The sequence below is a fragment of the Clostridium sp. AM34-9AC genome (genome assembly GCF_003480225.1).
Classification (GTDB): domain Bacteria; phylum Bacillota; class Clostridia; order Lachnospirales; family Lachnospiraceae; genus Acetatifactor; species Acetatifactor acetigignens.
On record NZ_QUIU01000022.1, the window covers coordinates 24,728 to 48,399 of the forward strand.

26 protein-coding genes are annotated in these 23,672 nt (G+C 44.6%); 16 read left to right on the forward strand and 10 right to left on the reverse strand.

What is annotated here, in order from left to right; translation table 11 throughout:
• Positions 1-65: 65 nt before the first annotated feature.
• From DW835_RS12895 to DW835_RS12915, 4 genes are all read right to left on the reverse strand, one after another.
• Complete coding sequence (locus DW835_RS12895) at positions 66-257, reverse strand: hypothetical protein (protein WP_002566025.1); 192 nt, start codon at positions 255-257, stop codon at positions 66-68.
• A gap of 70 nt (positions 258-327) precedes the next feature.
• On the reverse strand, positions 328-1,269 hold the full coding sequence (gene mobV, locus DW835_RS12900; RefSeq protein WP_118731270.1) for a MobV family relaxase: 942 nt from the start codon (positions 1,267-1,269) through the stop codon (positions 328-330).
• 182 nt (positions 1,270-1,451) lie between these two features.
• On the reverse strand, positions 1,452-1,847 hold the full coding sequence (locus tag DW835_RS12910) for a replication initiator protein A (protein WP_118731271.1): 396 nt from the start codon (positions 1,845-1,847) through the stop codon (positions 1,452-1,454).
• Positions 1,848-1,958: 111 nt separating this feature from the next.
• The gene (locus DW835_RS12915; protein WP_118731272.1) at positions 1,959-2,372 is read right to left on the reverse strand and encodes a cysteine-rich VLP domain-containing protein; all 414 of its coding nucleotides are present in this window, start codon (positions 2,370-2,372) and stop codon (positions 1,959-1,961) included.
• Positions 2,373-2,748: 376 nt separating this feature from the next.
• Between DW835_RS12915 and DW835_RS12920 the strand changes: the two genes are divergently transcribed.
• From DW835_RS12920 to DW835_RS12930, 3 genes are read left to right on the forward strand one after another with little or no spacing between them, the layout of a single operon-like run.
• Positions 2,749-3,228 carry an imm68 putative immunity domain-containing protein gene (locus DW835_RS12920; protein ID WP_020225661.1) on the forward strand — a complete coding sequence of 160 codons (480 nt, stop codon included), beginning with the start codon at positions 2,749-2,751 and terminating at the stop codon, positions 3,226-3,228.
• Between the two features lie 34 nt (positions 3,229-3,262).
• Positions 3,263-4,063: a helix-turn-helix transcriptional regulator gene (locus DW835_RS12925; protein ID WP_118731273.1), complete on the forward strand. Its 801-nt coding sequence runs from the start codon at positions 3,263-3,265 to the stop codon at positions 4,061-4,063.
• Positions 3,994-4,422, forward strand: a complete 429-nt coding sequence (locus DW835_RS12930; RefSeq protein WP_243037172.1) for a hypothetical protein — start codon at positions 3,994-3,996, stop codon at positions 4,420-4,422. Before DW835_RS12925 ends, DW835_RS12930 begins: the two co-directional genes overlap by 70 nt.
• Before the next feature lie 60 nt (positions 4,423-4,482).
• On the opposite strand, the gene DW835_RS18060 is transcribed toward DW835_RS12930, so the two are convergent.
• Positions 4,483-4,785 (reverse strand): hypothetical protein, encoded by a 303-nt coding sequence (locus DW835_RS18060; RefSeq protein WP_182430319.1) that lies wholly within the window; start codon positions 4,783-4,785, stop codon positions 4,483-4,485.
• A 437-nt stretch (positions 4,786-5,222) separates the two neighbouring features.
• Between DW835_RS18060 and DW835_RS12945 the strand changes: the two genes are divergently transcribed.
• From DW835_RS12945 to DW835_RS12995, 10 genes are all read left to right on the forward strand, one after another.
• Positions 5,223-5,576: a hypothetical protein gene (locus tag DW835_RS12945; protein WP_118669752.1), complete on the forward strand. Its 354-nt coding sequence runs from the start codon at positions 5,223-5,225 to the stop codon at positions 5,574-5,576.
• A gap of 340 nt (positions 5,577-5,916) precedes the next feature.
• Entirely contained in the window at positions 5,917-6,642 is a 726-nt protein-coding gene (locus tag DW835_RS12950) for a LytTR family DNA-binding domain-containing protein (protein WP_117466466.1), read from the forward strand.
• 3 nt (positions 6,643-6,645) lie between these two features.
• Positions 6,646-7,950: a sensor histidine kinase gene (locus tag DW835_RS12955; protein WP_243037173.1), complete on the forward strand. Its 1,305-nt coding sequence runs from the start codon at positions 6,646-6,648 to the stop codon at positions 7,948-7,950.
• A 382-nt stretch (positions 7,951-8,332) separates the two neighbouring features.
• Entirely contained in the window at positions 8,333-8,854 is a 522-nt protein-coding gene (locus tag DW835_RS12960; protein ID WP_022154496.1) for a helix-turn-helix transcriptional regulator, read from the forward strand.
• 4 nt (positions 8,855-8,858) lie between these two features.
• Positions 8,859-9,551 carry a hypothetical protein gene (locus DW835_RS12965; RefSeq protein ID WP_178708366.1) on the forward strand — a complete coding sequence of 231 codons (693 nt, stop codon included), beginning with the start codon at positions 8,859-8,861 and terminating at the stop codon, positions 9,549-9,551.
• 342 nt (positions 9,552-9,893) lie between these two features.
• The gene (locus tag DW835_RS12975; RefSeq protein WP_006855993.1) at positions 9,894-10,139 is read left to right on the forward strand and encodes an integrase core domain-containing protein; all 246 of its coding nucleotides are present in this window, start codon (positions 9,894-9,896) and stop codon (positions 10,137-10,139) included.
• Between the two features lie 208 nt (positions 10,140-10,347).
• Positions 10,348-11,868, forward strand: coding sequence for a 4Fe-4S dicluster domain-containing protein (locus DW835_RS12980; RefSeq protein WP_118504722.1), 1,521 nt, complete (start codon positions 10,348-10,350; stop codon positions 11,866-11,868).
• Between the two features lie 177 nt (positions 11,869-12,045).
• The gene (locus DW835_RS12985; RefSeq protein ID WP_022312996.1) at positions 12,046-12,696 is read left to right on the forward strand and encodes a trimeric intracellular cation channel family protein; all 651 of its coding nucleotides are present in this window, start codon (positions 12,046-12,048) and stop codon (positions 12,694-12,696) included.
• A gap of 142 nt (positions 12,697-12,838) precedes the next feature.
• A complete protein-coding gene (gene gltX, locus DW835_RS12990; RefSeq protein ID WP_022312995.1) occupies positions 12,839-14,299 on the forward strand; it encodes a glutamate--tRNA ligase in 1,461 nt (486 codons plus the stop codon).
• Positions 14,292-16,235 carry an ATP-dependent helicase gene (locus DW835_RS12995; protein ID WP_118731275.1) on the forward strand — a complete coding sequence of 648 codons (1,944 nt, stop codon included), beginning with the start codon at positions 14,292-14,294 and terminating at the stop codon, positions 16,233-16,235. Before gltX ends, DW835_RS12995 begins: the two co-directional genes overlap by 8 nt.
• On the opposite strand, the gene DW835_RS13000 is transcribed toward DW835_RS12995, so the two are convergent.
• Positions 16,207-16,539, reverse strand: coding sequence for a DUF1292 domain-containing protein (locus tag DW835_RS13000; RefSeq protein ID WP_022312993.1), 333 nt, complete (start codon positions 16,537-16,539; stop codon positions 16,207-16,209). The genes DW835_RS12995 and DW835_RS13000 overlap by 29 nt on opposite strands.
• Positions 16,540-16,697: 158 nt before the next feature.
• On the opposite strand from DW835_RS13000, the gene DW835_RS13005 reads away from it, so the two are divergent.
• Genes DW835_RS13005 through DW835_RS13015 form a run of 3 tightly spaced genes read left to right on the forward strand, consistent with a single transcriptional unit; the run spans position 16,698 to position 19,595 of the window.
• Complete coding sequence (locus DW835_RS13005) at positions 16,698-18,653, forward strand: alpha-amylase family glycosyl hydrolase (protein WP_118731276.1); 1,956 nt, start codon at positions 16,698-16,700, stop codon at positions 18,651-18,653.
• A 9-nt stretch (positions 18,654-18,662) separates the two neighbouring features.
• On the forward strand, positions 18,663-19,235 hold the full coding sequence (locus DW835_RS13010) for a DUF5662 family protein (RefSeq protein WP_118731277.1): 573 nt from the start codon (positions 18,663-18,665) through the stop codon (positions 19,233-19,235).
• 33 nt (positions 19,236-19,268) lie between these two features.
• Positions 19,269-19,595, forward strand: a complete 327-nt coding sequence (locus tag DW835_RS13015) for a hypothetical protein (RefSeq protein ID WP_118669515.1) — start codon at positions 19,269-19,271, stop codon at positions 19,593-19,595.
• 66 nt (positions 19,596-19,661) lie between these two features.
• On the opposite strand, the gene DW835_RS13020 is transcribed toward DW835_RS13015, so the two are convergent.
• From DW835_RS13020 to DW835_RS13035, 4 genes are read right to left on the reverse strand one after another with little or no spacing between them, the layout of a single operon-like run.
• Positions 19,662-20,726 carry an ABC transporter substrate-binding protein gene (locus DW835_RS13020; RefSeq protein ID WP_118669516.1) on the reverse strand — a complete coding sequence of 355 codons (1,065 nt, stop codon included), beginning with the start codon at positions 20,724-20,726 and terminating at the stop codon, positions 19,662-19,664.
• 31 nt (positions 20,727-20,757) lie between these two features.
• Complete coding sequence (locus DW835_RS13025; protein ID WP_022312988.1) at positions 20,758-21,534, reverse strand: ABC transporter permease; 777 nt, start codon at positions 21,532-21,534, stop codon at positions 20,758-20,760.
• Positions 21,531-22,343, reverse strand: a complete 813-nt coding sequence (locus DW835_RS13030) for an ABC transporter permease (protein ID WP_022312987.1) — start codon at positions 22,341-22,343, stop codon at positions 21,531-21,533. Before DW835_RS13030 ends, DW835_RS13025 begins: the two co-directional genes overlap by 4 nt.
• The gene (locus DW835_RS13035; protein ID WP_118669518.1) at positions 22,336-23,409 is read right to left on the reverse strand and encodes an ABC transporter ATP-binding protein; all 1,074 of its coding nucleotides are present in this window, start codon (positions 23,407-23,409) and stop codon (positions 22,336-22,338) included. The genes DW835_RS13030 and DW835_RS13035 overlap by 8 nt, the downstream gene beginning before the upstream one ends.
• Positions 23,410-23,672: the final 263 nt, after the last annotated feature.

The window sequence follows — 23,672 nt, forward strand, 5'->3', positions numbered from 1 at the left end:
GGAGCTGCTGACAGCTTTATTATACCGCCAGCAGCCCCGCAAATCAACGATGGCTTCGGAAAACCTTATGCCCCGGCTTCCTCACTCTGCCGTTTGTCGGCATACTTGCGGAACACCTCATAAAGCTGCTGTTCCAGCTCCCGGCGTTTTGCCGCTTCCTGCTCCGGCGTGAACACCGGAGAGAGATTTTCCAGCGTGATTTCCTTTCCCTGAAAAGTCACGACTTCGGTTTCTTTCTTGTATCTGATATGCTCCATAGTACCTCCGTATTTAATTTTCAAAGTGCAGTGCCGCCATGCTGCGGCGTGAAATGTTTTCTGCCATCAATCACCGTTCCCTTGTGTGCCGCTGTTGCCGTTTCAGTTCTGCCAGCACCTCCGGCGGGATACGGTCAACCAGCCGCTGTAAATTGTCCAGTTCGCTTTTCAGCTTTGCCCGTTCCATCGTATCTTTCATCTTGCCTTTTTCACTGGCTTTTGCCCTTGCTTCCAGCTTTTCATTTTCCGCTAACAGGTCATTGATTGTGACCTTGTATTTTTTCAACTGCCCGGAGAAATTCCCCATCTGTGGGAACCACTTTTTCAGCATGGAGAGGGCTTCCTCTTTTTTCTTTCCGGCATTCAGCGGGTTAATGCCGTCCAGCGTGGCTTCAATGGCTCTTGCCTGTTTGGATAGATTGACCGCCTGCTTGAACAGACGGGTGGGGATATGCTTCCTGCCTGTCTTGCTGGCACTTTCCCCACGCTCCAAGTCAGGATATTTCTCCACCATATAGGCGTGAAAATCGTCCTGCCACTTTGTCAGGTTTGCCCGGTTGCCGATAATCTCCTTTGCACACAGGCGGTTGTCCTCTGTCAGCGGGACAAAGACCAAATGCAGATGGGGTGTTTTCTCGTCCATGTGTACCACTGCCGACACGATATTTTCCCGGCCTACCCGCCCGATTAAGAAATCAGCCGCCCTCTGGAAAAATTCCTGTTCCTCCTTTGGGGACTTACCCTTGAAAAACTCCGGGCTGGCGGTAATCAGCGTATCCACAAACCGTGTGCTGTCCTTGCGGGTGCGGCAGCCAGCCTGTTCAATGCGGTTTTGGATAAAGTGGTAATAGCGTCCCTCTGGCTTGACGATATGGAAGTTGTACTTGCTCCGGCTGGTGTCAATGTTGGGGTTGCTGGCGTATTGCTCTTTCTGTCGTTCGTGATGGGCTTCCAGCGGTCTTGCCGGGTTGCCCTTGTGCTTTTCAAATCGCAAAATTGCGTGTTGTGCCATTCTGCTCCTTTCCCCATCCCTTTCCTATCCGGGGTTTTCCACAGGGAAAATCTCACAGGAATTAGCTCGGATAGGATTGGACTGGATAGAATATAAATCAATCTTTTTATCTTTGTATTTCTATATACCGTCCGGTTTTCGTACTTCCGGGGAGTGATTTCCATACTTCATGAGTGCGGTTTTCAGTCCTCCGGCGTTCCATAACCGGATTTCTTGAAGTCGGTGTTTGGAGCCGCTTCATAGGATTTTGGGTAAATACAGTTGGGTTTTCCACAGCCCTGCTTCTTAATCTCAATCAACTCCGCATACTGCAATTCCCGCAGGGTGTTGACGGCTTTCTGCCGCCCACAGTGGAGCAGGGCGACTACCTCACAGATTGGATAGTACAGGTAAATGCGCCCGTATTCGTCCGCCCAGCCGTTCTTGCGGGATAGCTCCGTCCGGCGCAGGATAAAGGCGTACAGAACCTTTGCTTCGTTGGACAGGGGTGTGAATGTGGGGGCTTCAAAAAGGAAATTGGGAAGCCGGGTAAAGCTGACCGCCTTTTCCGGCTGATGAATATAAATGGTGTTTGTCATGGTGTGTTTTGTGGACGGTTAGAAGCCTGTTTCCGGGGGCAGACGGTAGTTTCTATTGCCTGCCCCTGTTCTGTGCTTGCAAAGCCTTGAAAATCAAGGACTTTTCAGCCCCTAACTGTCCACAGTAGACCTCCTTTTCCGTTCACTTTCTGTTTTCTGCCGCCTGTGAACTCTGGCGGCGCAGTCGGGACAGTATTTCGCCCGGTTGGATTTAGGGACGAACACTCTGCCGCAGACCGCACAGCGTTTCAAGTCCTTATCCCGGAAAATCTCTGCTTCCAGCGTCCCGATTTGCGGTAAGACCGACCAGCGGAACCACTTACAGCAGACCGAGAAAGAAATGGTCTGGGGGCAGGTGTGGGTATCCCCATCGTCAAGGAGCATACAGTTCCCGTCCTCGCAGTTGCAGCACTCCCGGCGGATCAGGGCGTTTGCCTGTTTCCTCTGTGCCGGTGTCATGCGGTAAAGGGAACCGTCCTGCTTGCGCTCTATGGGCGGCAGTCGTTTATATGGGTTCTCTCTCATGTGTTTCCTCCATTTTGCTTTCCGTTGCCGTTCTCCCCGAAAAGGCTTCCTGCCCCATTCCTGCGGCGTGTTCCGGCGTTGGCACGCTCCCCACAGCTTCGGGACAAGTTGTCCCGAAGTGACCTCTGGACAAAGTGTCCAGAAGTTGGCTCCTTGCGGTGCTTCCCCTGCCGGGGTATTCCTTTTCGGACGGTCATTCATTTTTCAAGGTGCAGCTCATCGATGAACTACCACAAGTCTACACTTTTTCGACCGCCTGTGCCGTATATCCGAAAGGTAGGAAATCAGCCCGGAAAACTCCCTATTTCCACGCTCTCGGAATTGTGATATAATAAAAAAACAGAACGACAAAGCGGAAGTGATAAGGAGGAGATAAATGTATATTAAAAAATATTGGTATAACTATATCGGTGGCACAGACGATAGCCTGACCTTGGTGGACTACCTCTATGACAAAGGCAAAACTGAAATACCTCTGAGTGAGATATTCAATGATACTGGCCTTAGCAAACTAAACTGGAATTTCCATATCTCACCCAATTTAGAATACATTGATTCGGAGGGCCAATGTCACGAATTTTATTATGCTATTGATTTGGCAACTGATTTGGCAGCACTTATTCTTGAGAGTAAGAAAAGTGGTGGGTTCAATATAAAAAATCTGTTTGATGGGGAAAAACGAGATAGGTTTGTAAAAATCATAACTACGCCAGAGGAGGATCAAGCAATGAATCGGGCTTTAGCAGAGTTCTGTGCTTCTCCGCTCGAATATGATCTTCATGAAATGGTAGATGATGAAGATATGCTGGAAATGGCGAAAGACTGCGAAAATATCCGTAAGGAATTGTGCGAATAACTTCCAAATTATCAAGCAGACAAGGAGGGAGTGCATGGAACTATCCATACAAGAACGATTGAAAGACCTGCGTGTGGAACGAGGGCTGACGCTGGAACAGCTTGCGGAGGAAACTCACCTTTCCAAATCTGCTTTAGGCAGTTATGAGGGAGACAATCTCAAAGACATCAGCCACCATGCCCTTATCCAGCTGGCAAAGGTTTATGAAGTGACCGTTGATTACCTGCTGGGACGCTCTAAAACAAAAAATCACCCAAACGCCGATCTTGCAGACCTGTGTTTGAGTGATGATATGATTGAACTATTGAAAAGTGGGCGGGTGAATAATTCCCTCTTGTGTGAGCTGGCGGCGCACCCTGATTTTCCCCGGCTCATGGCTGACCTTGAAATCTATGTGAACGGAACGGCAGTCAGGCAGGTACAGAGCGCAAATGCCATTGTGGATATTATGAGCGCAACCATTATGAAGCAGCACAATCCCGGCTTGTCCGACCCGCAGTTAAGGCAGCTTGTCGCCGCCCATATTGACGATGACAGCTTTTGCCGCTATGTGATACAGCAAGACATAAACAAGATAGCCCTTGACCTGCGGGAAGCCCATAAGGATGATTTTTTCAGCGTTCCGGAGGACAATCCGCTGGAAGATTTCTTGCAGACCGCCGAGGAAACTGCCAGTCCAGACAGCGACCCGGAGCAAGCGGCTTTGGCGTTTATCTGTAAGCGGCTCAAGCTGAATTTGAAAAAGCTGTCCGAGGAAGAAAAGAAGTGGCTGAAAAAGATTGCACAGAAGTCGGACTTGCTGAAAAATCCAAACCCGCAGCGGGGGAGAAAATAGAGAACGAGAAATTGGAGGGAGTAAAGGTGCAGGAGGTAATTATAAAATTGAAACTTCTCGGTCAAATGCCAGACGCAGTGAAAGATGACCCTACAGTAGAAACCATCAACATGTATGACGAATTGCTCTCCAATGTAAAAACGCCATTGACAAGAGAAGAAGTAGGCGTATTGATTGACATTTTCCCCGAAGGTGGAATGTATGGAGTAGAGTGGGATTTGCTAAAATTGGTAGAGTCTTATTTGATAGAAGCACCATCAAGTGAAGAGTATCGAAAATTGATTACTGCTTGTCCAAGTGAAGAATGGCGAGAAACTATGCAAGCCCGTTTAGATAATTGGGAAAACAACAAACAATAACTTGTTGGGGAGATAGCAAAGCCAGTCGAGCCAGTCAACGGTCAAGATGAACGGCGCATTTCATGCGCCGCCGTTGACAGCCCCGCCCGTCTTTGCTAATGGGCAATCAAGGCGGGAAAGCCCTAAAATGGCTTCCCGCCCATTTCCATTTTGAGAGAAAAAGCCGTCTGCTTTTTCGTAAGTGTGGCTATCCGTCTGGGACACTTTGTCCCATAGTTCGGCGTAGGACGAGGGACGGGGGCATTCATATACGCCCTGTCTGCTGATGAAACCAGTCCTGCGCTTGCGGCTCCACGCCGCGCAATCACAGCCCTGCTTTCCTGCCGCTTCAAATGCCCTTGCCCTCCCCGGTGGCAACCGCATTTTCGCAGCAACGCCGACAGAGCGTATAACACACTACACTTTGCGAGCAAAGTCGTGTGCCAAGGGGCAAGCCCCTTTGGAAACCCCTGACAACAAAACAGGCTGAATATCTCGCACTTTCCCGGTGCTTGATATCAGCCTTTATTTGTTGTCAGCAGCCCCCGTTTCGTGGTCTGCGTGTAGTTCCTTGTAAACTGACCTAAAGAGATATATAAATATTAAAGTGTTTTGCAAAAAGTCATGAGTAGGCGGATGTGTTGCAGAGTTTATTTATGCAGAGGGAAATATTGATGAAATTGATATTTATAAGTATACGCCATACACATGTGCCAGTAATGAAAGCACTCATTCAGCCAATGTTCTATTTTTAGAAATTTATAATGGAAAAATGTTATCGAATTTTCCGTTATAGTTAGTAATAATGACAGGAGACAAAAATGTCTAAAAAATATTTGCTGATCAGCATTGGAATTATTGTAATAGTTATTTTTAGTATATGCATAAAGTGTGGGAAAAATGATTTGCCAACGAGCTCTATGATGGACGCCGAAAGAATTTTGCAAGAGTACTTGAAAAGTGCTAATCAATGGGAAGAAGAGTATAGTCTTGAACCAACCGATCCGGTTGTTGGTGAAATTGATAATAATGAAGTGTATAGATTCGAAGTAAGATATAAAGAAAATGTTGAGGAGGTTGGAAGCAGACTGATTAATAACTATGCAATAACGATGGATGGAAAGACTATTTTTTTGTATGATCCCGCAAACGATCAGTGGATTATTCAAAAATGAATATAAGCAGATAATAATGAAGACTGAAAACATATCTATGGTTTTCAGCCTTCATTTTATTATCAAAAATTAATATAATGTAATTTTCAACTTCCTGTGATAAATATTTGAGTTCTTCCAAGCTATTGATTTTGAATTTCAGTCGTACTAATATGACATTACAGAGTGCAAAAATGATATATCAAGCTTGCTATTCTGACTTATATCAAATAATTGGAAAGTATAGATAGTCTTATTCTAAAGAATTTCTTATTTGTTTTCAAAATAATTATTGCAGCATAAACGAAAAACAGACGATATTGCCACCCATATAGTAAAAAAGTAAGGGAAAGGGGAAATTATGTTACGAATAGCAATATGTGATGATGAAAAGTTGTTTAGAGAAAATATTAAAAAATATGTATTAAAATATTTATCCGAAAAGGATATTTCATCCGAAATTGATATGTTTAATTCGGGGAAAGAATTACTTGGCTTGGGGACAGATTTACTTGGCTATAATATTATTTTTCTCGACATTAATATGGATGAGATAGATGGAATTATGACTGCACACAAAATTAGAGAGTATAGTATGGATATATATATTGTATTTGTAACTGCTTACGTAAATTATTCATTAGAAGGTTATAAGGTAGATGCGACAAGATATTTATTGAAGAATACTATTAATTTTGATGAGTCTATATATGAGTGTATGGACACAATTTTACATAAAATGAATTACATTGTATTAAAAAAGTATTTTAAATTTAACGAATGTGAAAAAAATGTACAGGTTGATAGGATACTATATATAGAAAGCAGATTGCATAAACTTGAGTTTCATATTATGGAAGATAAGGTTTTGATATATACATTGTATGCAACATTAAATGATATGGAAAGGGAAATGATGGAATATAAATTTATAAGGATTCATCAGAGTTTTCTGGTAAATCTAAAACATATAAAGAGTATTACAGGCTATAGTGTAATACTGAATAACAATCAGAAACTTGTTGTACCAAGAGCAAGGTATAAGGATGTTAAAAGTGCATTTATTGCATATAAAGGAGAAGTGTAATTTATGTTTACATATTTTTTTAGTTTAGCAATAATTGCATTTGAAGTTATTTGCTGCAAAATATTTTTTGAAAATTTTTGCGATAGCTCTGGGGAAAATAGAAAGTATAAAAGAACAATATTATTAGTTTTGTTGATTGCAATTTATTATATATGCGGGTTTACATTATCAAAATGGATTGTCCTTAAGCAACTATGTGCAATAATGTCAACTGCTATTATCATGCGATTCTATTTTGAAATAAGCTTAGTAAAGTCTGCGGTGCTTGCAATATTATATCAAGGATTATTGATGTTAGTGGATTATTTAGTTTATGCAGGAAATAGTGCAATCGTATCCAGAGAGGGAATAGTAACTCAAGAATATGCACTTGAGGGGAATTTAATTATTATTTTTAGTAAAGTTATTTCTTTTCTTTGCATCATACTAATAAAAAAACAATTTGGCAAAAAGTCAACAGAAGTACTGACAGACGCCGAATGGACAAAGTTCCTTTTTTTCCCTGTATTTACTATTATTACAATAATTACATTACTAATGGAATTTCAATATACTGAAAATGAAATGCAAGCAAATGCTTTATATTCTATTTCGTTTGGAATGGTGGTAATGAATGTATTTGTATATTATTTAATTAATGATATAGTCATTCGAGATGCAAAGCTGCATGAAAAGGAAATGCTTGAATTGCAGGTTAAAAATCAGATTCAGATGTATCGATCTGTTTCGGAAAACTTTGACATACAAAAAAGAAAATCGCACGAATTTAAAAATCAAATATTGTGTATAGAAGCGTTGCTCAAAGACAAAGAATATGATCGGGCAGTAGATTATGTTAGTAAAATCAGTAAGGGCTTTTTCAAAGAGCGAAATGCAATAAACACGAATCAAGTAGTAGTAAATGCAATTTTAAATACAAAATATGAAGAAGCTATTAACAAGCATATAGTCTTTGTCTTTAAAGTTAATGATTTATCTAACATAAAAATGGAAGATGAAGATTTGGTTGTGATTTTGGCTAATCTGTTAAACAATGCAATTGAAGCCTGCGAAAATTGCATTGGTAAAAAAGTAATTAAGTTCAAGTTTATGATGGAAGAACAGATGATAATTTTATCAGTAAAAAATACATGTAATCAAATGATTATATATCATAATAATGAAATCGCTACTACTAAAATGATAAATCAGGATGAGCATGGTGTAGGAATAAAAAACATTATAAGAATTGTGGAAAAATATAATGGGGAATATGTAATTCAAAATGATGAAGATCAATTTTACTTTTCTATTATTATACCTTTATGAAGAAAAAACATTAGGTAATCAAAGGGATATTATTGAGTCCTATTAATTAGAAGGTGATTCAAGGAGGAGATTTGTTGTCAATTTCTGCAATAAATGTTCACTTTTTGCAGAAATGATTGAACAGGCAAAAAAAATTCTTCATCAGCCTAAAAGACCTAAAAAATAAAAAGGCATTAAATAACAATTTATTAAGACAATTATTTTGAATAGATATTTAAGTGATTGTCCATACATAAGGTTTTAAATGCCTTTATATGAACACTTAAAGTGCAGAAAAACAAGCAATTTCATAAATGTTATTATTTTGAGCGCAAATGTAAAGCAATGTTGATAGAAAAAATTGTTTATTTTATTTAAAATTGCTCTTAAAGGAGGACACAAAATGGAAATTGGAAATAAAATCAACCAATTAAGGAAACTTTCGGGAATGACACAAGAACAATTAGCAGAAAAACTTAACGTATCCAGACAGACTATTTCCAAATGGGAGTCAGATAGCACTTCCCCTGATTTAGAAAGTATCGTTAAAATAAGCAGAATTTTTCATGTGTCATTAGATGATTTGCTAAAGGAAGGAGAAGCAGGTGTGGCAAACAAAACTGATGAGCAAATAACTTTAGAAGATTTGATGAAAATAAATCTTCATAACAGAAAAATGACGCTGTTGCTAATTAGTGGTCTGATTTTTATTATGGTTAGCATATTAAATTTCGCCTATGTAATTGCGCTACAAAGCACAACACTTAGTACCCAGTATATGCTATACCGATATATCGTTACAGGACAATACGAAAATGCCCCTATTGATTATATGCGGTTAATGATACCGTCTATTATTGCGGCAGCAATCGGAGTGATATTGTTCATAAGTTATACCATTGAAAGAAGAAAAAAAGGAGACTGAAAATATGTATAAGGCAAAGAAGTTTATTTCATATATGGCTTTATGTGTGTTAATCTTTTCTTTATGTGCATGTGGAGAAAAAGGTAGTGAAAACGCTGCTATTTATGGAGAAACCGTCGGAGGATTGGAAGATAATGAGCTTTTTGCAATTATTGATACAAATTCTTCTTTACCTGTTTTACTTGTTACCTCACAAGTATATAATGACGGTTTGGGAAATCAGGCAGCACTTAATTGTGATGTATATTATTTGATAGATAAAGAAGTTAAAAACATAGGAACAATAGAAAGTATGGGAACAGCATATCCTATCGCCTATGATGAAACAGGTATTTATGCTGCTTCCGGTCACGATATGCAGCGTTTTGAAATTGAAAAATCCGGTTCGCTCAGACTGGCAGAGGGGATTTATGAGCAATTTGACGAAAGTGGAAATGCTGCTTATACCATGAAAAAAGGAGAGGAAACAGATGTAATTACAGAAGAAGAATACTATGCAGCTTTTGAAAAATACAGCAATGCTACCATAGTAAATTTCTCTTATGGTGCATCGGACGCTGGCAAGGCAGAAGTGGTAACTAACAATGAGCTGGAACCCCGTCAAGGAAATATAGCAGAAGATGTCAATGTACTAGAAATTGTACAAGAGACAGCCTCGGAATTTGCAGTCAAAAAAATGGAAACTTCTTATTTTTGAAAGGCAGGACAATGAAATTTTTTATGCCGCTACTTTGGTAGAAAATGATTGTGCGCCGGAGATGATATTTTTACAAACGACTTACAGACAACACTTAAAGAATAGCAAACCCAGTCGAGCCAGTCAACGGCAAGATGAACGGCTCTTGCAGAGCCGCCGTTGACAGCCCCGCCCGGTTTTGCAGTTAGGCAGTCAAGGAGCGACAGCCTAAAGTGCTGCCGCCCCTTACTTTTATGATACAGCATCAACTTTGGAAGTATATCCTGATGCTGTATCAGAGGAACACAGTACACAAGTGAGTTATATCGTAAAGCAATCAGCAAATATGGCATTCTCCAAAGCATGAACAGTGCTGGCGGCAGATGCCACGACAATGCCAGATGCGAAAGCATGTGGGCAAGATTCAAAGAAGAATTACTTTATGGACGTTATGATACCACTTCAATGACAGTAGAACAGTTAAAAACACTCATCTGGAGATATTTCATCAGCTATTGGAATAACCGAAGAATCTGCTCTGCTAATGGTGGCTTACCTCCGATGATTAAGCGTCAACAATACTACGATTCATTACAGGAGGCAGCATAGGTCGAACATCCTTGAGAAAAAAGTGTAAACCAATATTGACAATATCAGGTTGGTACTATTTAATGAAAAAGATATCTATATTGTGCTGAATGAGCACAATATAGATATTTTTTTATAGATATTTTTCTTGCTTTTACGGAGCCGGTATGGTTTAATATGGTTAGTGTGTTAAAAAAATATCAAAAGGCGGTAATGTGATATGAGCAGCATGAGAGGGATCGATACTCCGGTAAGACAGCGGAGAAGAAGAGTATTTAAGGAAGTGGCTAATCTGGCGTATAATTCCACGAATCTGAAGGATGATATGGAGGCGCTGCCTTATAAGATCGTAGACTATGAAGAGTCGGAGTTCTGGGAGAGCGTCTATCGTGACAGAGCAATCATCCGTGAGCGCATCCGTCTGGCCATGGGTATGAGCTTACGCCCGGAGAACCGTGAGCATCCCGGACATCTGACACAGGGACTGGAAGAGAGTAATATTGATGAAAAATATTACGAGCCCCCTCTGATGCAGGTCATTCCGTCGGCTTGTAATGCCTGCCCGGAGAACCGTTATGAGGTGACCAGCTCCTGCATGGGGTGCCTGGCACATCCCTGCCAGAGTGTTTGTCCCAAGGGTGCGATCTCTATGAAAAACGGCAAGTCTGTTATTGATCAGGAAAAATGCATCAAGTGCGGAAAGTGTCGTGAAATCTGCCCTTATGATGCGATCTGTCACAAAGAGCGTCCCTGTAAGGCTGCCTGCGGTATTGGAGCTATTACATCAGACCATGTGGGAAGAGCCGTGATCGACAATGAGAAATGTGTATCCTGCGGTCAGTGTATGGTAAGCTGTCCTTTTGGAGCGATTGCTGACAAGTCTCAGATCTTCCAGCTGATCCGTGCCATGCAGTCCGGGCGGAAGATCATAGCCCAGGTAGCACCTGCATTTGCCGGACAGTTCGGCCCGAAGGTGACACCTGAGATGTTCAAGACAGCGTTGAAGGAATTGGGGTTTGCGGATGTCTATGAGACAGCGTTGGGCGCTGACATGGGATGTATGGCGGAAGCGGAGCACTACGTGAAGGAGGTTGCTACCGGTAAGCAGCAGTTTGCCCTGACCTCCTGTTGTCCTTCCTGGTCTGTAATGGCGAAGAATCTGTTCCCTGAGACCATTGATAAGATCAGTAATGAATTAACCCCTATGGTTGCAACGGCCCGTCTGATCAAACAGGAACATCCGGATGCATCCGTAGTATTCATTGGCCCTTGCGCTTCCAAGAAGCTGGAAGCCAGCAGACGTACCGTTCGTTCCGATGTAGACTTTGTTATCACTTTTGAGGAATTGACCGGTATGTTCGAAGCTAAGGGAATCTTGTTGGATGAGATCAAGGCCATGGATGAGATGAAGGATGCTACCGCAGCCGGAAGAGGTTACGGCGTGGCAGGCGGCGTTGCCAATGCTATCAAGGAGTGTATCGAAAAGTATTATCCGGGAACACCGGTGAACATTCAGCATGCGGAAAGTCTGGCAGAATGTAAGAAAGCCCTGCTCCTTGCCAAGGCCGGCAAGATGAACGGCTGCCTGATCGAGGGCATGGCCTGCCCCGGAGGCTGTATCGCCGGAGCCGGCACCAACATCGCCATCCCCGTAGCTGCCAGAGCCGTGGACAAGTTCAAGAACGAAGCTGAGAAGAAAGTGCCTGATGAAAGTGTGGATCAGGAAATGGTGGAACTGGAAAAAGAATAAACACTGCAACAGAACAGATATATCCCGAAAACGAAACCGTCACATTACCGTGGCGGTTTTGTTGCGCGCATAGAGATAAAATTAGAGAAACTATTCAGAATAGTTACAAATGGCATATTGTTATTTCGGGAAAGATACTATAAAATAGCGTGGAGAACTTTTAGGAGAAACTATTTTATGAACATTCAGGACAGTATTATATTTTTCATGGAAATCTTAGGAACCATCGCTTTTGCAGCATCAGGTGCCATGGTGGGGATCCGGAAACGGATGGATATTTTCGGCATCTGTGTGCTGGGCGTGGTGACGGCTGTAGGCGGTGGTATGACCAGAGACGTGATCCTTGGGAAATTACCTTCGGCACTGGAGAAACCGGTATATGTCGGTGTCTCGGTGGCTACAGCACTGGCTATTTTTATACTGCTTTATATCAAACAGGATCTTTTGAGCGGCAGACTGGGAACCTTTTATGACAAAGCGATGTTAGGCATGGACTCTGTAGGACTGGGAATTTTTACTTCCCTGGGTGTGATGTCTGGCATCGACAACGGCTATCCGGATAATACCTTTTTGCTGGTATTTATCGGCATGCTCACCGGCGTGGGCGGCGGTCTGATGCGTGACATGATGGCGGGAGAGGAACCGTATATTTTCGTAAAGCATATTTACGCCTGTGCCTCTCTGGTAGGCGGTATCTGCTGCGTCTGGCTGTACCGTAGTATCGGCAGACTTCCCGCGGTATTTATCGCTGCCTTTGTGGTCATGGCGATCCGGTTTCTGGCGGCACACTTTCGGTGGAATCTGCCCCATCCGAAAACCTTGTCTTAACTGTTGCAGTTTTTGAAAAAAGGCGGTAGAATAAGGAAGTAGTTCTGCCTTCTGAGAGAGGGCGGACAGGAATATATAAGCAGGGAAGAGTAGGCCGGAAGGTACAGAACGGATACGGATCGCCTGCGGAAATGAGGAGAAAATGACAAAGATCAGAACAAGATACGCACCCAGCCCTACCGGTAAAATGCATGTAGGTAATCTGCGGTCCGCATTATATGAATTTTTGATTGCAAAGCATGCCGGCGGAGATTTTATGCTCCGCATCGAGGATACAGATCAGGAACGTTATGTGGAAGGTGCTACCGAGATCATCTATCGTACCCTGGAGAAGACCGGACTGGTACATGACGAAGGCCCGGATAAGGACGGCGGTTATGGTCCTTACGTGCAGAGTGAACGTATGAAAACCGGTATTTATATGAAATATGCCAAGGAACTGATCGATAAGGGAGAAGCTTATTACTGTTTCTGTGACAAGGAGAGACTGGCTTCCCTGAAGACCGAAGTTGTGGATGGTAAGGAGATCACCGTATATGACAAGCACTGCCTGTCCCTGTCCAAAGAAGAGATTGAGGCAAATCTTGCCGCAGGCAAGCCTTTTGTCATTCGCCAGAACAACCCCAAGGAAGGCACCACGACTTTCCATGACGAGTTATACGGAGACATTACAGTAGATAACTCCCAGCTGGATGATATGATCCTGATCAAATCCGACGGTTACCCTACCTATAACTTTGCAAACGTGGTAGATGACCATACCATGAATATCACCCATGTGGTACGAGGCAACGAATATCTGTCCTCCTCCCCAAAATATGTACGTCTGTACGAAGCTTTCGGATGGCAGGTACCGGTATATATCCATCTGCCGCTGATCACCGATGAGAACCACAAGAAGCTGTCCAAGAGAAGCGGACATGCTTCCTTCGAGGATCTGATCGATCAGGGATTCATTACCGAAGCCATCGTGAACTATGTGGCACTGCTTGGATGGAGCCCGGAGGATAACCGCGAGATTTTCTCTCTGGATGAATTGATCAAGGAGTTCGATTACCATCGCATCAGCAAGTCCCCGGCAGTCTTCGATATCGTGAAATTGCGTTGGATGAATGGTGAATATCTGAAGGCTATGGATTTCGACAAGTTCTATGAGATGGCAGAGCCTTACCTGAAGGCAGCGATTAGCAAGCCTCTGGATCTGAAGAAGATCGCAGCCATGGTAAAGACCCGAATCGAAGTATTCCCGGATATTGCCGGACTGGTAGATTTCTTCGAGGAGCTTCCGGAATATGACGTGGCAATGTATACACACAAGAAGATGAAGACTACCGCAGAGACTTCTCTGGAGGTATTGAAAGATCTGCTTCCGATCCTGGAGGCACAGGAGGATTACAGCAATGACGGGCTGTATCAGACTCTTGTAAAATATGTGGAGGAAAAAGGCTGTAAGAACGGCTATGTGATGTGGCCGATCCGTACCGCCGTATCCGGCAAGCAGATGACACCTGCCGGTGCTACGGAGATTATGGAAGTCCTGGGCAAAGAGGAATCTCTGGCAAGAATCCGCAAAGGAATCGAGTTATTACAGGCAAATGTCTGATCTGACATGCTTAAGTGCCTCCCAGCGGGAGGCTGTCACGTTCGGAGAGGGACCGCTGTTATTACTGGCGGGCCCCGGCTCCGGCAAGACATTTACCATCACCCAGAGGATCCTGTATCTGATCCGGGAACGCCGGATCACCCCGGAGAAGCTTCTGGTGATCACCTTTACCAGAGAAGCGGCTCTATCCATGAGGCAGCGCTTTGCGCAGATATCTCCACAGGAAGTGCATACCGTCAATTTTGGAACATTTCATTCTGTTTTCTATCAAATCCTGCTCCAGTCGGGCAGAATTTCATCAGGCAATATTTTAAACGACAGACAAAAAAAAGATCTTATCCTTCCCATTTTGAAGAAAATAACAGACTGTAAAAAAAGATCCGCAGCGGAAGTAACGGAGCTTGCCGGGAACTATCTTGCTGCCATCGGTTATTACAAAAATACCGGCGATATTGAGAACAGCAGAAAGAAGCTTCCGGAAGAAGAAAAACAACATTTTTCCAGGATCTATGAAGCTTATGAGGAGGCGAGAAAAAATACCGGAGGCCTTGATTTTGAGGATATGTTAAAGGAATGCGAGGAGTTTCTGCAAAGGGATCCGGTGCAGCGTACATACTGGCAGAACCGGTTTGAATATATACTGATCGATGAATTTCAGGATATCAATTACAGACAGTACAGTATCGTGAAAATTCTGGCGGAAAAACATAGAAATATTTTTGCAGTGGGGGATGATGATCAGGCCATTTACGGATTCCGCGGAGCCAGACCAGCCTGCATGAGACAGTTTGTAGAGGAATTTGGTGCAAAGCAGATCCTTCTTCGGACGAATTATCGCAGTCATCCGGATATCGTGGAGGCATCCCTGGCGGTGATAGATGAGAATAAAGACCGTTTTCATAAGGATCTGGAGCCTTGCGAGGCGCATAGACGGCAGGCAGGGGATCATAAGACTGACGCCGGATACCGGAAGGAATATCGGGTAAAAATCAGGGAATTCAGTGAGGCTTCGGAACAAATGAGGTATCTGGTACAAAGCTTGAAAAATCGGATAAATGGGGGGACCTGTGCTGTATTGTTCCGGACAAATCTGGCCATGCAGGGCGTGGCGGCGAGACTTACCGGGGAGGGGATCCCTTTTTCCATGAAAGAGAAGGGGAGAAACATTTACGACCATTTTATCGCACAGGATCTCCTGTCCTATCTGCGGATCGCGCAGGGGTGTGCTACAAGAGCGGATTACCTGAGGGTGAGCAACAGACCATATCGGAATATTTCCAGAGAGGCTTTTGGTGCCGAAGCATCTTTACCGGCTTTGAAGAAATATTATGAAGATCTGACTGCGGGAAGTCTGGACGCGGGGCAGCAAAAGGCGCAGAAAGCGGTCGGAGTATGGATGCGACAGATGGAATTTGTAAAAAATACGGAACTGAAGCTTGCAATGGCATTTTTGCGTAAGGCGTGCGGCTATGAGAGATACCTGCGGGTGAGAGCTGCACAGGAGGGAAAAACAGATCTGACGGAATGGCAGGAAGTGCTGGATTTTATCACGGAGGATGCGGGACGATACCGAAGCCTTGAAGAATGGCAGGAAGCACAGGAGCTTTACCGGGAACAACTGCAATGCAGGGAAACTGTAAGGAGTGGCATGCAGAAGAAGCAGGAAAAACAGGAAAACAGCGGGATCACTCTGCTGACGGTACATGCGGCAAAGGGACTGGAATTCGACCATGTGTGGATCCCGGACTGTAATGAGAAGACCTTTCCCCACGGAAGCTCCCGGGAGCCGGAGCATTGTGAAGAGGAACGACGGATCTTCTATGTGGCGATGACACGGGCAAAAAAAGACCTGGAACTTCTCTGCCTTACAGGCACGAGAGAGCGTCCCAGGTTCCCTTCCAGATTCCTTATTCCTCTGAATCGTTATCATCGATGATCTCGTCAAATTCACAGCTGTCGAGATACTCATCAAAAGCATCGGCAACCTTTTCGTAGACATCATCATCTTCAATGTATGCGAGAATGGGTTCTTCATTCGGGTCATCCGGATTCTCGGAATATCCGTAGAACCATACTTCTCCGTCTTCGTTTTCGCCGTCCTCGTCCAGAGGCAACAGTACGATATAGTCCTTGGCCTCTACGGTGAGAATGGTAATGATGGCACAGTTGACAACAGTGCCGTCTTCCAGCTCCAGCTCAACGGTCATTTCTTCATCTTCATAGCTTTCTTTTTTACCCATGGGAATCCTCCTGATATGTTTATTGGGTGTAACAGTACTTTGTTCCTTTATTATAACCGCTTACGGATATTCTTGCAATGCTTGTTTTTCTTACACTTACAGACTATAATAAAAATGGACAAAGAGACTTTAAGTGATAGAAAACTGGAAGATGGGGTATGACAATGACAGAAAAAAAGCATGCAATAAAGCCTTACCCTCTGGGGGTGCATGTGGAGGACGGAGCCATCCGTTTTGCCTATGCGTCCGGGAAAAAGGATTGCGGCATTCTCATATATGACAGAAAGAGTGGAAAAAAAACGCACAGGGTTCCGTTTCGACAGGAGGAACGGATGGGAAATGTGTACTGTAAATATCTGGAACTGGAGCCGGAAAATATCGGGTATCAGTTCTATGAAGGGGAGCGTACTGTGCCGGATCTGCATGCACAGGGGTTCCTGCGTAAGCCTGCGTATGGGAAAATACGTAAGCCTTCGGATCGCATTGCAGTATTTACCAACGAAGATTTCGACTGGGAACAGGATATGCACCCTATGCTTCCCTATGAAGACAGCACCTGCTATTGCCTTCATGTGCGTGGCTTTACCATGCATGCCTCATCTCAGGTAACACATCGAGGTACCTTTGCAGGGGTTGTGGAGAAGCTGGACTATCTGCAGGAAATCGGTGTGACAACCGTGGAATTCCAACCGGTCTATGAATTCGATGAGACACCGGAGAAGACGGTGCCGAAGACCTCCGGAGAGCTTGTGGCCGTGGCGGGGGAAAAGAACGGAGAAGGTAAATTGCCCGGCTACCGGGTGCTGAACTATTGGGGCTATCGGGAAGGCTTCTATTATGCGCCTAAGGCAGCCTATGCGGCAGGGGAAGACCCGGCGGAAGAGTTTCGTCTTATGGTAAAAGAATTCCATAAGCGAAAAATGGAAGTGATCCTGCAGTTCTATTTCCCCCGGGGAATGGATGCGGCAGAGATCGGGAATATTTTAAGATTCTGGGTATTATCCTATCATGTGGATGGTTTTCATCTGATGGGGGAGGGAGTACCGGCTCAGATGCTGGCTGGAGATCCGGCATTGTCCGGGACAAAACTGTGGCATTATTCCTTTGATACGGAGCAACTCTATGATCCGGCAGTGAAGCCGGAATACCGGAATCTGGCGGAATACCGGGACGATTATCTGTATACCATGCGTCGTTTTCTTAAGGGAGATGACAATATGCTATCGGGCGTATTGTATGAGATGCGTCATATCCCCGCCAATATGGGAAGAATCCATTATCTGTCCAATTATTACGGCCTTACGCTGATGGATATGGTGTCCTATGATCACAAGCATAATGAAGCCAACGGAGAAGGTAACCGGGATGGCAATGACTATAACTGCAGCTGGAACTGTGGGGAGGAAGGACCGTCCAGACGGAAAAAAGTGCAGGCACTTCGGAAAAAACAGTTACAGAATGCATGTTGTATGTTGCTGCTGACACAGTCCACCCCGTTGATTTTCATGGGGGATGAGTTTGGCAATTCCCAGCAGGGCAACAATAATCCCTATTGCCAGGACAATAAAATCACATGGCTGAACTGGCAGGACAGGGAGAAAAATGCGGAATTATTGAATTTCTGGAAACAGATGATCGCTTTCCGGAAAGCTCACCCGATCCTGCACCCTGTCGAAGAACTGCGAATCCTGGACAGCCTGTCCTGTGGTTATCCGGATCTGTCCTATCACGGACAGAATGCCTGGAGGCCCCAGACAGAGAGCTATAACCGGCATGTAGGCATTATGTACTGCGGAAAGTATGCAAAGACACCACAGGGTGGGGAGGATTCTTTCCTCTATGTTGCCATGAATATGCACTGGGAGCCGCAGAAACTGGCATTTCCAAAGCTGCCGAAGGGTATGGAATGGAATCTTGTGCTGGCAACGGAGAAGGCGGAAGATACTCTGACAGTGCAGGAGAAAGAAGAACAGTCCAGAGAGCAGACGGGGATCATTGCCCCCAGAAGTATTGCAGTATATGAAGGCGTTGTGATGGCAGCATCACAGGACAAGGAGAAAAAAGTTTCGGCAAGATCTTTAAAAAAGAAAACAGATGCTGCCGGAGAAAGATGATAGAACGAAATGAATATCTGGAAACATTTTAAAACGATCACACATCATAAGATCCTTGTGGCAAAGGGCTGCTTTAAGGTAAGTCTGTATAAACAGGGATTGTTGCATGATATGTCCAAGTATAGTCCCACAGAGTTCTGGGTAGGGGCAAAATACTATCAGGGGACACGCAGCCCAAACAATGCGGAACGAGAAGACATCGGTTATTCCAGCGCCTGGCTGCACCATAAGGGCCGGAATAAACATCATTACGAATACTGGATCGATTACAGCATGCAGGCACTGCCCGGTGGAATGGCTCCGGTGCCGATGCCGGATAAGTATATTGCGGAAATGATCATGGATCGGATCGCTGCCAGCAAGGTCTATATGGGAGGCGAATACACGGACAGGTCTCCTCTTGATTACTATTATCAGGGGACAGATAGGGCACCCATTCATCCGGAGACGAAGACAAAATTGCTATATGTGCTGGAAATGCTGGCAGAGGAGGGAGAGGAGAAGACCTTCCGGTTTATCAAAGAGGAACTGGTGCAGCATAAACGGTGTATGGACTGGCACCAGCTGGAGAAAGCGGAATAGAATAGTAAAAAACAGTGGTAAGTAGAGGATCCTATGAACTGTATCATTCTGTTATTGTTACTATTTTGTGGTGGAAATTCCTGTAGCAACGGCTGTAGCTGTATAGGAAACAGCAATCGCAGCTCCTGCGGAAACAACAATTCCTGTGGGAATTCCAATAACTCCTGCGGAAGCAGTAGTTCCTGTGGCAGCTCGAATGCCTGCGGCGCACGTTGTCTGGAAGACGAGGGACGCGGTGGAGACAGAGACCGCAGACCGCCCAGACCGGATTTCCCGAATTTCACACCGGTGGATGATCCGGCATTTTCCAGGAGAAATGACGGAAGATGCGAGACCTGTGGATGTGAGCAGAATTCCTGAAAATATGGGTAACAGGAAAGCCCCGGAACTGTCTTGGCAGTTCAGGGGCTTGTTTTGTCTGAAAGACTAGTTGGACATAACTTCTTTCCAGTATTTGTTGTAGAGTTCTTCGCCGTCCTCTCCGAGGTACAGGAAGGTCTCCAGATTGTTATACTGCGTCAGATCCGGGAAAGCAATGGGAGAATTCTTCAGATCTTCATCCTCGATCAGCTCTCTGGCGGCGGTATTAGGAGTACCGTAGGTGATGTACTCGAAATTCTTCAGTGCTACATCCGGATGACACATGAAATCGATGAATTTCTCCGCATTTTCCTTGTTGGGAGCATTCTTCGGGATTACCCAGCCATCGATCCAGACATTGGTGCCTTCCTCGGGAATTACGAAATCCAGATCCTCATTTTCGCTCATAACATAAAGAGCATCGCCGGAGAACATAACACCCATGGCAGCCTCGCCACCGATCATTTTATCACGTACCTGATCTACTACATAGGCCTGTACCAGAGGCTTCTGGGCAATCAGATCCTCTGTGGCAATCTGCAGTTCGGATTCGTCCAGACTGTTGGAAGAGAAGCCGTTCTTTTTCAGTGCCACCATGAAGCAGTCCTTGATGGAATCCATCATCAGGATTTCATCGGAATACTTTTCATCCCAGAGATCAGCCCATTTGGTGGGAGGGGTATCTACCAGAGTCTTATTATAGATGATTCCTACAGTTCCCCAGCAGTAGGGAACACAGTACTTGTTGCCGGGATCGTAAGCGGCAGCCTGCTCATAATACTCGGCACCGATGTTTTCCTTGGCATTGGGGATCTTGTCATAATCCAGTTCCTGGATCAGGTCGTTTTCAATCATTTTCTGTACCATGTAATCGGAAGGACATACCACATCATAAGCGGAAGAACCAGCTTCTACCTTGGGATACATGATCTCGTTGGTCTCGAACTCATCGTAGACCACTTTGATTCCGGTCTCTTTTTCGAACATGGTGATCGTATCGGGATCGATATATTCACCCCAGTTGTAGACGATGACTTCACCGTTTTCACCACCGGCGGAAGAGGACCCGCAGCCGGTCAGAGCAGTTGCGGTAAGGATACCGCACAGAAGCAGTGCAATAAATTTTTTCATTTCTTTTCCTCCTGAATCTATTTTCAAAGAATTATTTCTTCTTCTTTGCCATGGGCATGTAGTTCACCAGTAAAAGCAGAACCAGTACCGTCACAAAAATGATGGTGGACAATGCATACATTTCCGGCTTGATGCCCTTCTTTACCTCAGTGTAGATTTTGGTGGACAGTGTGTCGACACCGGGACCTTTGGTAAAGTGGGTAATGATAAAATCATCCAGTGACATGGTAAATGCCATCAGGAAACCGGAAAGGATACCCGGCAGGATATCCGGAAATACCACCTTGAAAAAGGCGTAGGTCTGGGAAGCACCCAGGTCAAGGGCGGCCTCATACGTGCTGGGGTTCAACTGCTTCATACGGGGCATTACGCTTAAGATCACATAAGGAATATTAAACGTAATGTGTGACAGCAGAATCGTACCAAAACCAAATTTGGCTCCAAGGCTTAAGAACAGAAGCATCAGGGAGATACCGGTAACAATCTCTGCGTTCAGCATGGGAATATTTGTGATTCCCATAAGGATCGTACGGCTGGTACGCTTCATGGATTGCATGGCAATACAGGCAATCGTACCAATGAAGGTGGCAATCAGTGCAGACAACACAGCCAGCGCCAGTGTATTCCACAGAGCCTGCATGATCTGTTCGTTCTGGAACAGGGCAGCATACCATTTGGTCGTAAAACCTCCCCATTTTGCACGGGTCTTGCTGGCGTTGAAGGAGAGTACGATCAGGGTAACGATGGGGGCATACAAAAAGATAAAGATCAGCCCCAGATATATTTTCTGTGCCGTTGTTTTGATCATAATGTGTTCGCCTCCCCCTCTTTATCCGTGATTACGGAGATCACCATATTGAAGATAATGAACAGCATCAGTACGATGGAAAGTCCGCTTCCCAGATTCCAGTTGCCGGTCTGGGTAAATTCCTGTTCGATGACATTACCAATGAGCAGGATTTTGCTGCCGCCTAAGATCTTACTGATCACGAAAGTGGTCAGGGCGGGGACAAATACCATAGTGATACCGCTGAACATGCCGGGCAGACTTAAGGGGAAGATGATCCGTACAAAGGTCTGCACACCGTTGGCACCAAGATCATAAGCGGCGTTGATTACGCTCTTGTCGATCTTGACCAGTACATTATAAAGAGGCAGTACCATAAAAGGCAAAAAGTTGTATACCATACCCAGTACGATGGCAGAGGGTGTATTGATAATATTTAACGCCGGCAGATGCAGGGTGGAGAGGATGCTGTTGATGACACCTGTCTTCTCAAGCAGTGTCTGCCATGCCAGGGTACGAAGCAGGAAGTTCATCCACATGGGCAGGATAAAGATCAATACCAGAAACGAGTTCTGGTTGACATTCATGTTACACAGGATCATGGCAAGGGGATATGCCAGAAGCAGGCAGATCACAGTGCTGATCACGGATAACTTCAGCGCTTCCCACAGAGCCTTGGAATGCTCGGCGGTTGCGATCGCCAGAATATTATCCAGCGTAAAAGCACCGCTCTTATCGGTCAGACCATAGTAGAAGACCATGCACAGGGGCACGATGACAAACATGGCTGACCAGAAGATAAAAGGGAGCGATAATAATTTTTTATTCATTGACACCAATCGCCTCCTCATCCTCGGATTCCGGCTTCTTCATGATCTGGATGTTGAACGGATCCACTTTGATGCCGACTTTGGTCCCCACAGGAACCATTTTCGTGGACTGTACCAGCCACTCGAAACCGTTGGCCATAACTTCCATTTCGTAATGGACACCTTTGAAAATGGAATGGGTCAGTGTACCATGGATAATACCTTCTTCCGGTGCTACCAGCTCCACGTCCTCGGGACGGATGACTACGTCGACGGGCTTGTTTTCTCCGAAACCGGTATCCACACAGTCAAAGCGGGCACCAAGGATCTCTACCAGACGATCTCTGATCATGGTTGCACCGATAATGTTACTGTCACCGATGAAGTCGGCAACGAAAGCGTTCTCCGGCTCGTTGTAGATACTTTCGGGAGTGCCGATCTGCTGGATATAGCCCTGGTTCATGACCACGATGGTATCGGACATGGTCAGAGCCTCCTCCTGGTCGTGGGTGACATAGATAAAGGTAATTCCCAACTCATTTTTCAGACGGATCAGTTCGTACTGCATGTCCTGACGCAGTTTCAGATCCAGTGCACCCAGAGGCTCATCCAACAGCAGAAGCTTGGGCTCATTTACGATAGCACGGGCAATGGCGATACGCTGCTGCTGACCGCCGCTTAAGGAATCCGGCATACGGTTCTCGAAACCGTCCAGATTGACTAACTTCAGGGCATATTTAATTTTATCATTAATATAAGATTTACTTTTACCGCTGATCTTTAATCCGAAAGCAATGTTCTCCGCAATGGTCATATGAGGGAAAAGAGCATACTTCTGGAATACGGTATTTAAATTGCGCTTATTGGGTGGAAGGTTAGTGATATCCCGGCCTTCGAAAATGACCTGACCTTTATCAGGGGTCTCGAAACCGCCCAAGATACGGAGGGTTGTAGTCTTTCCGCAGCCACTGGGGCCCAACAGAGTCAGAAACTCGTTCTCGCGGATGTACAGATTGAGATCATCCAGAACCATCTGATTGTCAAATGATTTTGAGATGTTCACTAAATTGACTAAAGCATTTTTCATCAATTTTTTCCTTCCTGATGTAAAAAATCCTGCAAAAAATCTTCGAAAAACCTAAATGAAAATTTTTTGCAAGTCGAATTAATATTATACGTAAATACACGGAAAGTCAATGTGAAGTTTTGCAATTTCTGGCCTAATTTACATAAACTTTACCCTGTGGAAAAAACAGGAGTATTTTTCGGGAATTTTGCAGAAAAAATGTTTCACAATTTTCAGAATTGTGCTATATTTATAAACATAAAAAAAGACATAGAACGCTAAGG

Coding starts and splice junctions, on each gene's coding strand:
- DW835_RS12925 (WP_118731273.1), top strand. CDS start 3,263: ATGGAACTATCCATACAAGAACGATTGAAAGACCTGCGTGTGGAACGA.
- DW835_RS12965 (WP_178708366.1), top strand. CDS start 8,859: ATGTATAAGGCAAAGAAGTTTATTTCATATATGGCTTTATGTGTGTTA.
- DW835_RS12915 (WP_118731272.1), bottom strand. CDS start 2,372: ATGAGAGAGAACCCATATAAACGACTGCCGCCCATAGAGCGCAAGCAG.
- DW835_RS13000 (WP_022312993.1), bottom strand. CDS start 16,539: ATGGGTAAAAAAGAAAGCTATGAAGATGAAGAAATGACCGTTGAGCTG.
- DW835_RS12985 (WP_022312996.1), top strand. CDS start 12,046: ATGAACATTCAGGACAGTATTATATTTTTCATGGAAATCTTAGGAACC.
- DW835_RS13015 (WP_118669515.1), top strand. CDS start 19,269: ATGAACTGTATCATTCTGTTATTGTTACTATTTTGTGGTGGAAATTCC.
- DW835_RS12945 (WP_118669752.1), top strand. CDS start 5,223: ATGTCTAAAAAATATTTGCTGATCAGCATTGGAATTATTGTAATAGTT.
- DW835_RS12895 (WP_002566025.1), bottom strand. CDS start 257: ATGGAGCATATCAGATACAAGAAAGAAACCGAAGTCGTGACTTTTCAG.
- DW835_RS13035 (WP_118669518.1), bottom strand. CDS start 23,409: ATGAAAAATGCTTTAGTCAATTTAGTGAACATCTCAAAATCATTTGAC.
- DW835_RS12955 (WP_243037173.1), top strand. CDS start 6,646: ATGTTTACATATTTTTTTAGTTTAGCAATAATTGCATTTGAAGTTATT.
- DW835_RS12950 (WP_117466466.1), top strand. CDS start 5,917: ATGTTACGAATAGCAATATGTGATGATGAAAAGTTGTTTAGAGAAAAT.
- mobV (WP_118731270.1), bottom strand. CDS start 1,269: ATGGCACAACACGCAATTTTGCGATTTGAAAAGCACAAGGGCAACCCG.
- DW835_RS13020 (WP_118669516.1), bottom strand. CDS start 20,726: ATGAAAAAATTTATTGCACTGCTTCTGTGCGGTATCCTTACCGCAACT.
- DW835_RS12975 (WP_006855993.1), top strand. CDS start 9,894: ATGAACAGTGCTGGCGGCAGATGCCACGACAATGCCAGATGCGAAAGC.
- DW835_RS18060 (WP_182430319.1), bottom strand. CDS start 4,785: ATGCGGTTGCCACCGGGGAGGGCAAGGGCATTTGAAGCGGCAGGAAAG.
- DW835_RS12960 (WP_022154496.1), top strand. CDS start 8,333: ATGGAAATTGGAAATAAAATCAACCAATTAAGGAAACTTTCGGGAATG.
- DW835_RS12910 (WP_118731271.1), bottom strand. CDS start 1,847: ATGACAAACACCATTTATATTCATCAGCCGGAAAAGGCGGTCAGCTTT.
- DW835_RS13005 (WP_118731276.1), top strand. CDS start 16,698: ATGACAATGACAGAAAAAAAGCATGCAATAAAGCCTTACCCTCTGGGG.
- gltX (WP_022312995.1), top strand. CDS start 12,839: ATGACAAAGATCAGAACAAGATACGCACCCAGCCCTACCGGTAAAATG.
- DW835_RS12920 (WP_020225661.1), top strand. CDS start 2,749: ATGTATATTAAAAAATATTGGTATAACTATATCGGTGGCACAGACGAT.
- DW835_RS13030 (WP_022312987.1), bottom strand. CDS start 22,343: ATGAATAAAAAATTATTATCGCTCCCTTTTATCTTCTGGTCAGCCATG.
- DW835_RS13010 (WP_118731277.1), top strand. CDS start 18,663: ATGAATATCTGGAAACATTTTAAAACGATCACACATCATAAGATCCTT.
- DW835_RS12980 (WP_118504722.1), top strand. CDS start 10,348: ATGAGAGGGATCGATACTCCGGTAAGACAGCGGAGAAGAAGAGTATTT.
- DW835_RS12995 (WP_118731275.1), top strand. CDS start 14,292: ATGTCTGATCTGACATGCTTAAGTGCCTCCCAGCGGGAGGCTGTCACG.
- DW835_RS13025 (WP_022312988.1), bottom strand. CDS start 21,534: ATGATCAAAACAACGGCACAGAAAATATATCTGGGGCTGATCTTTATC.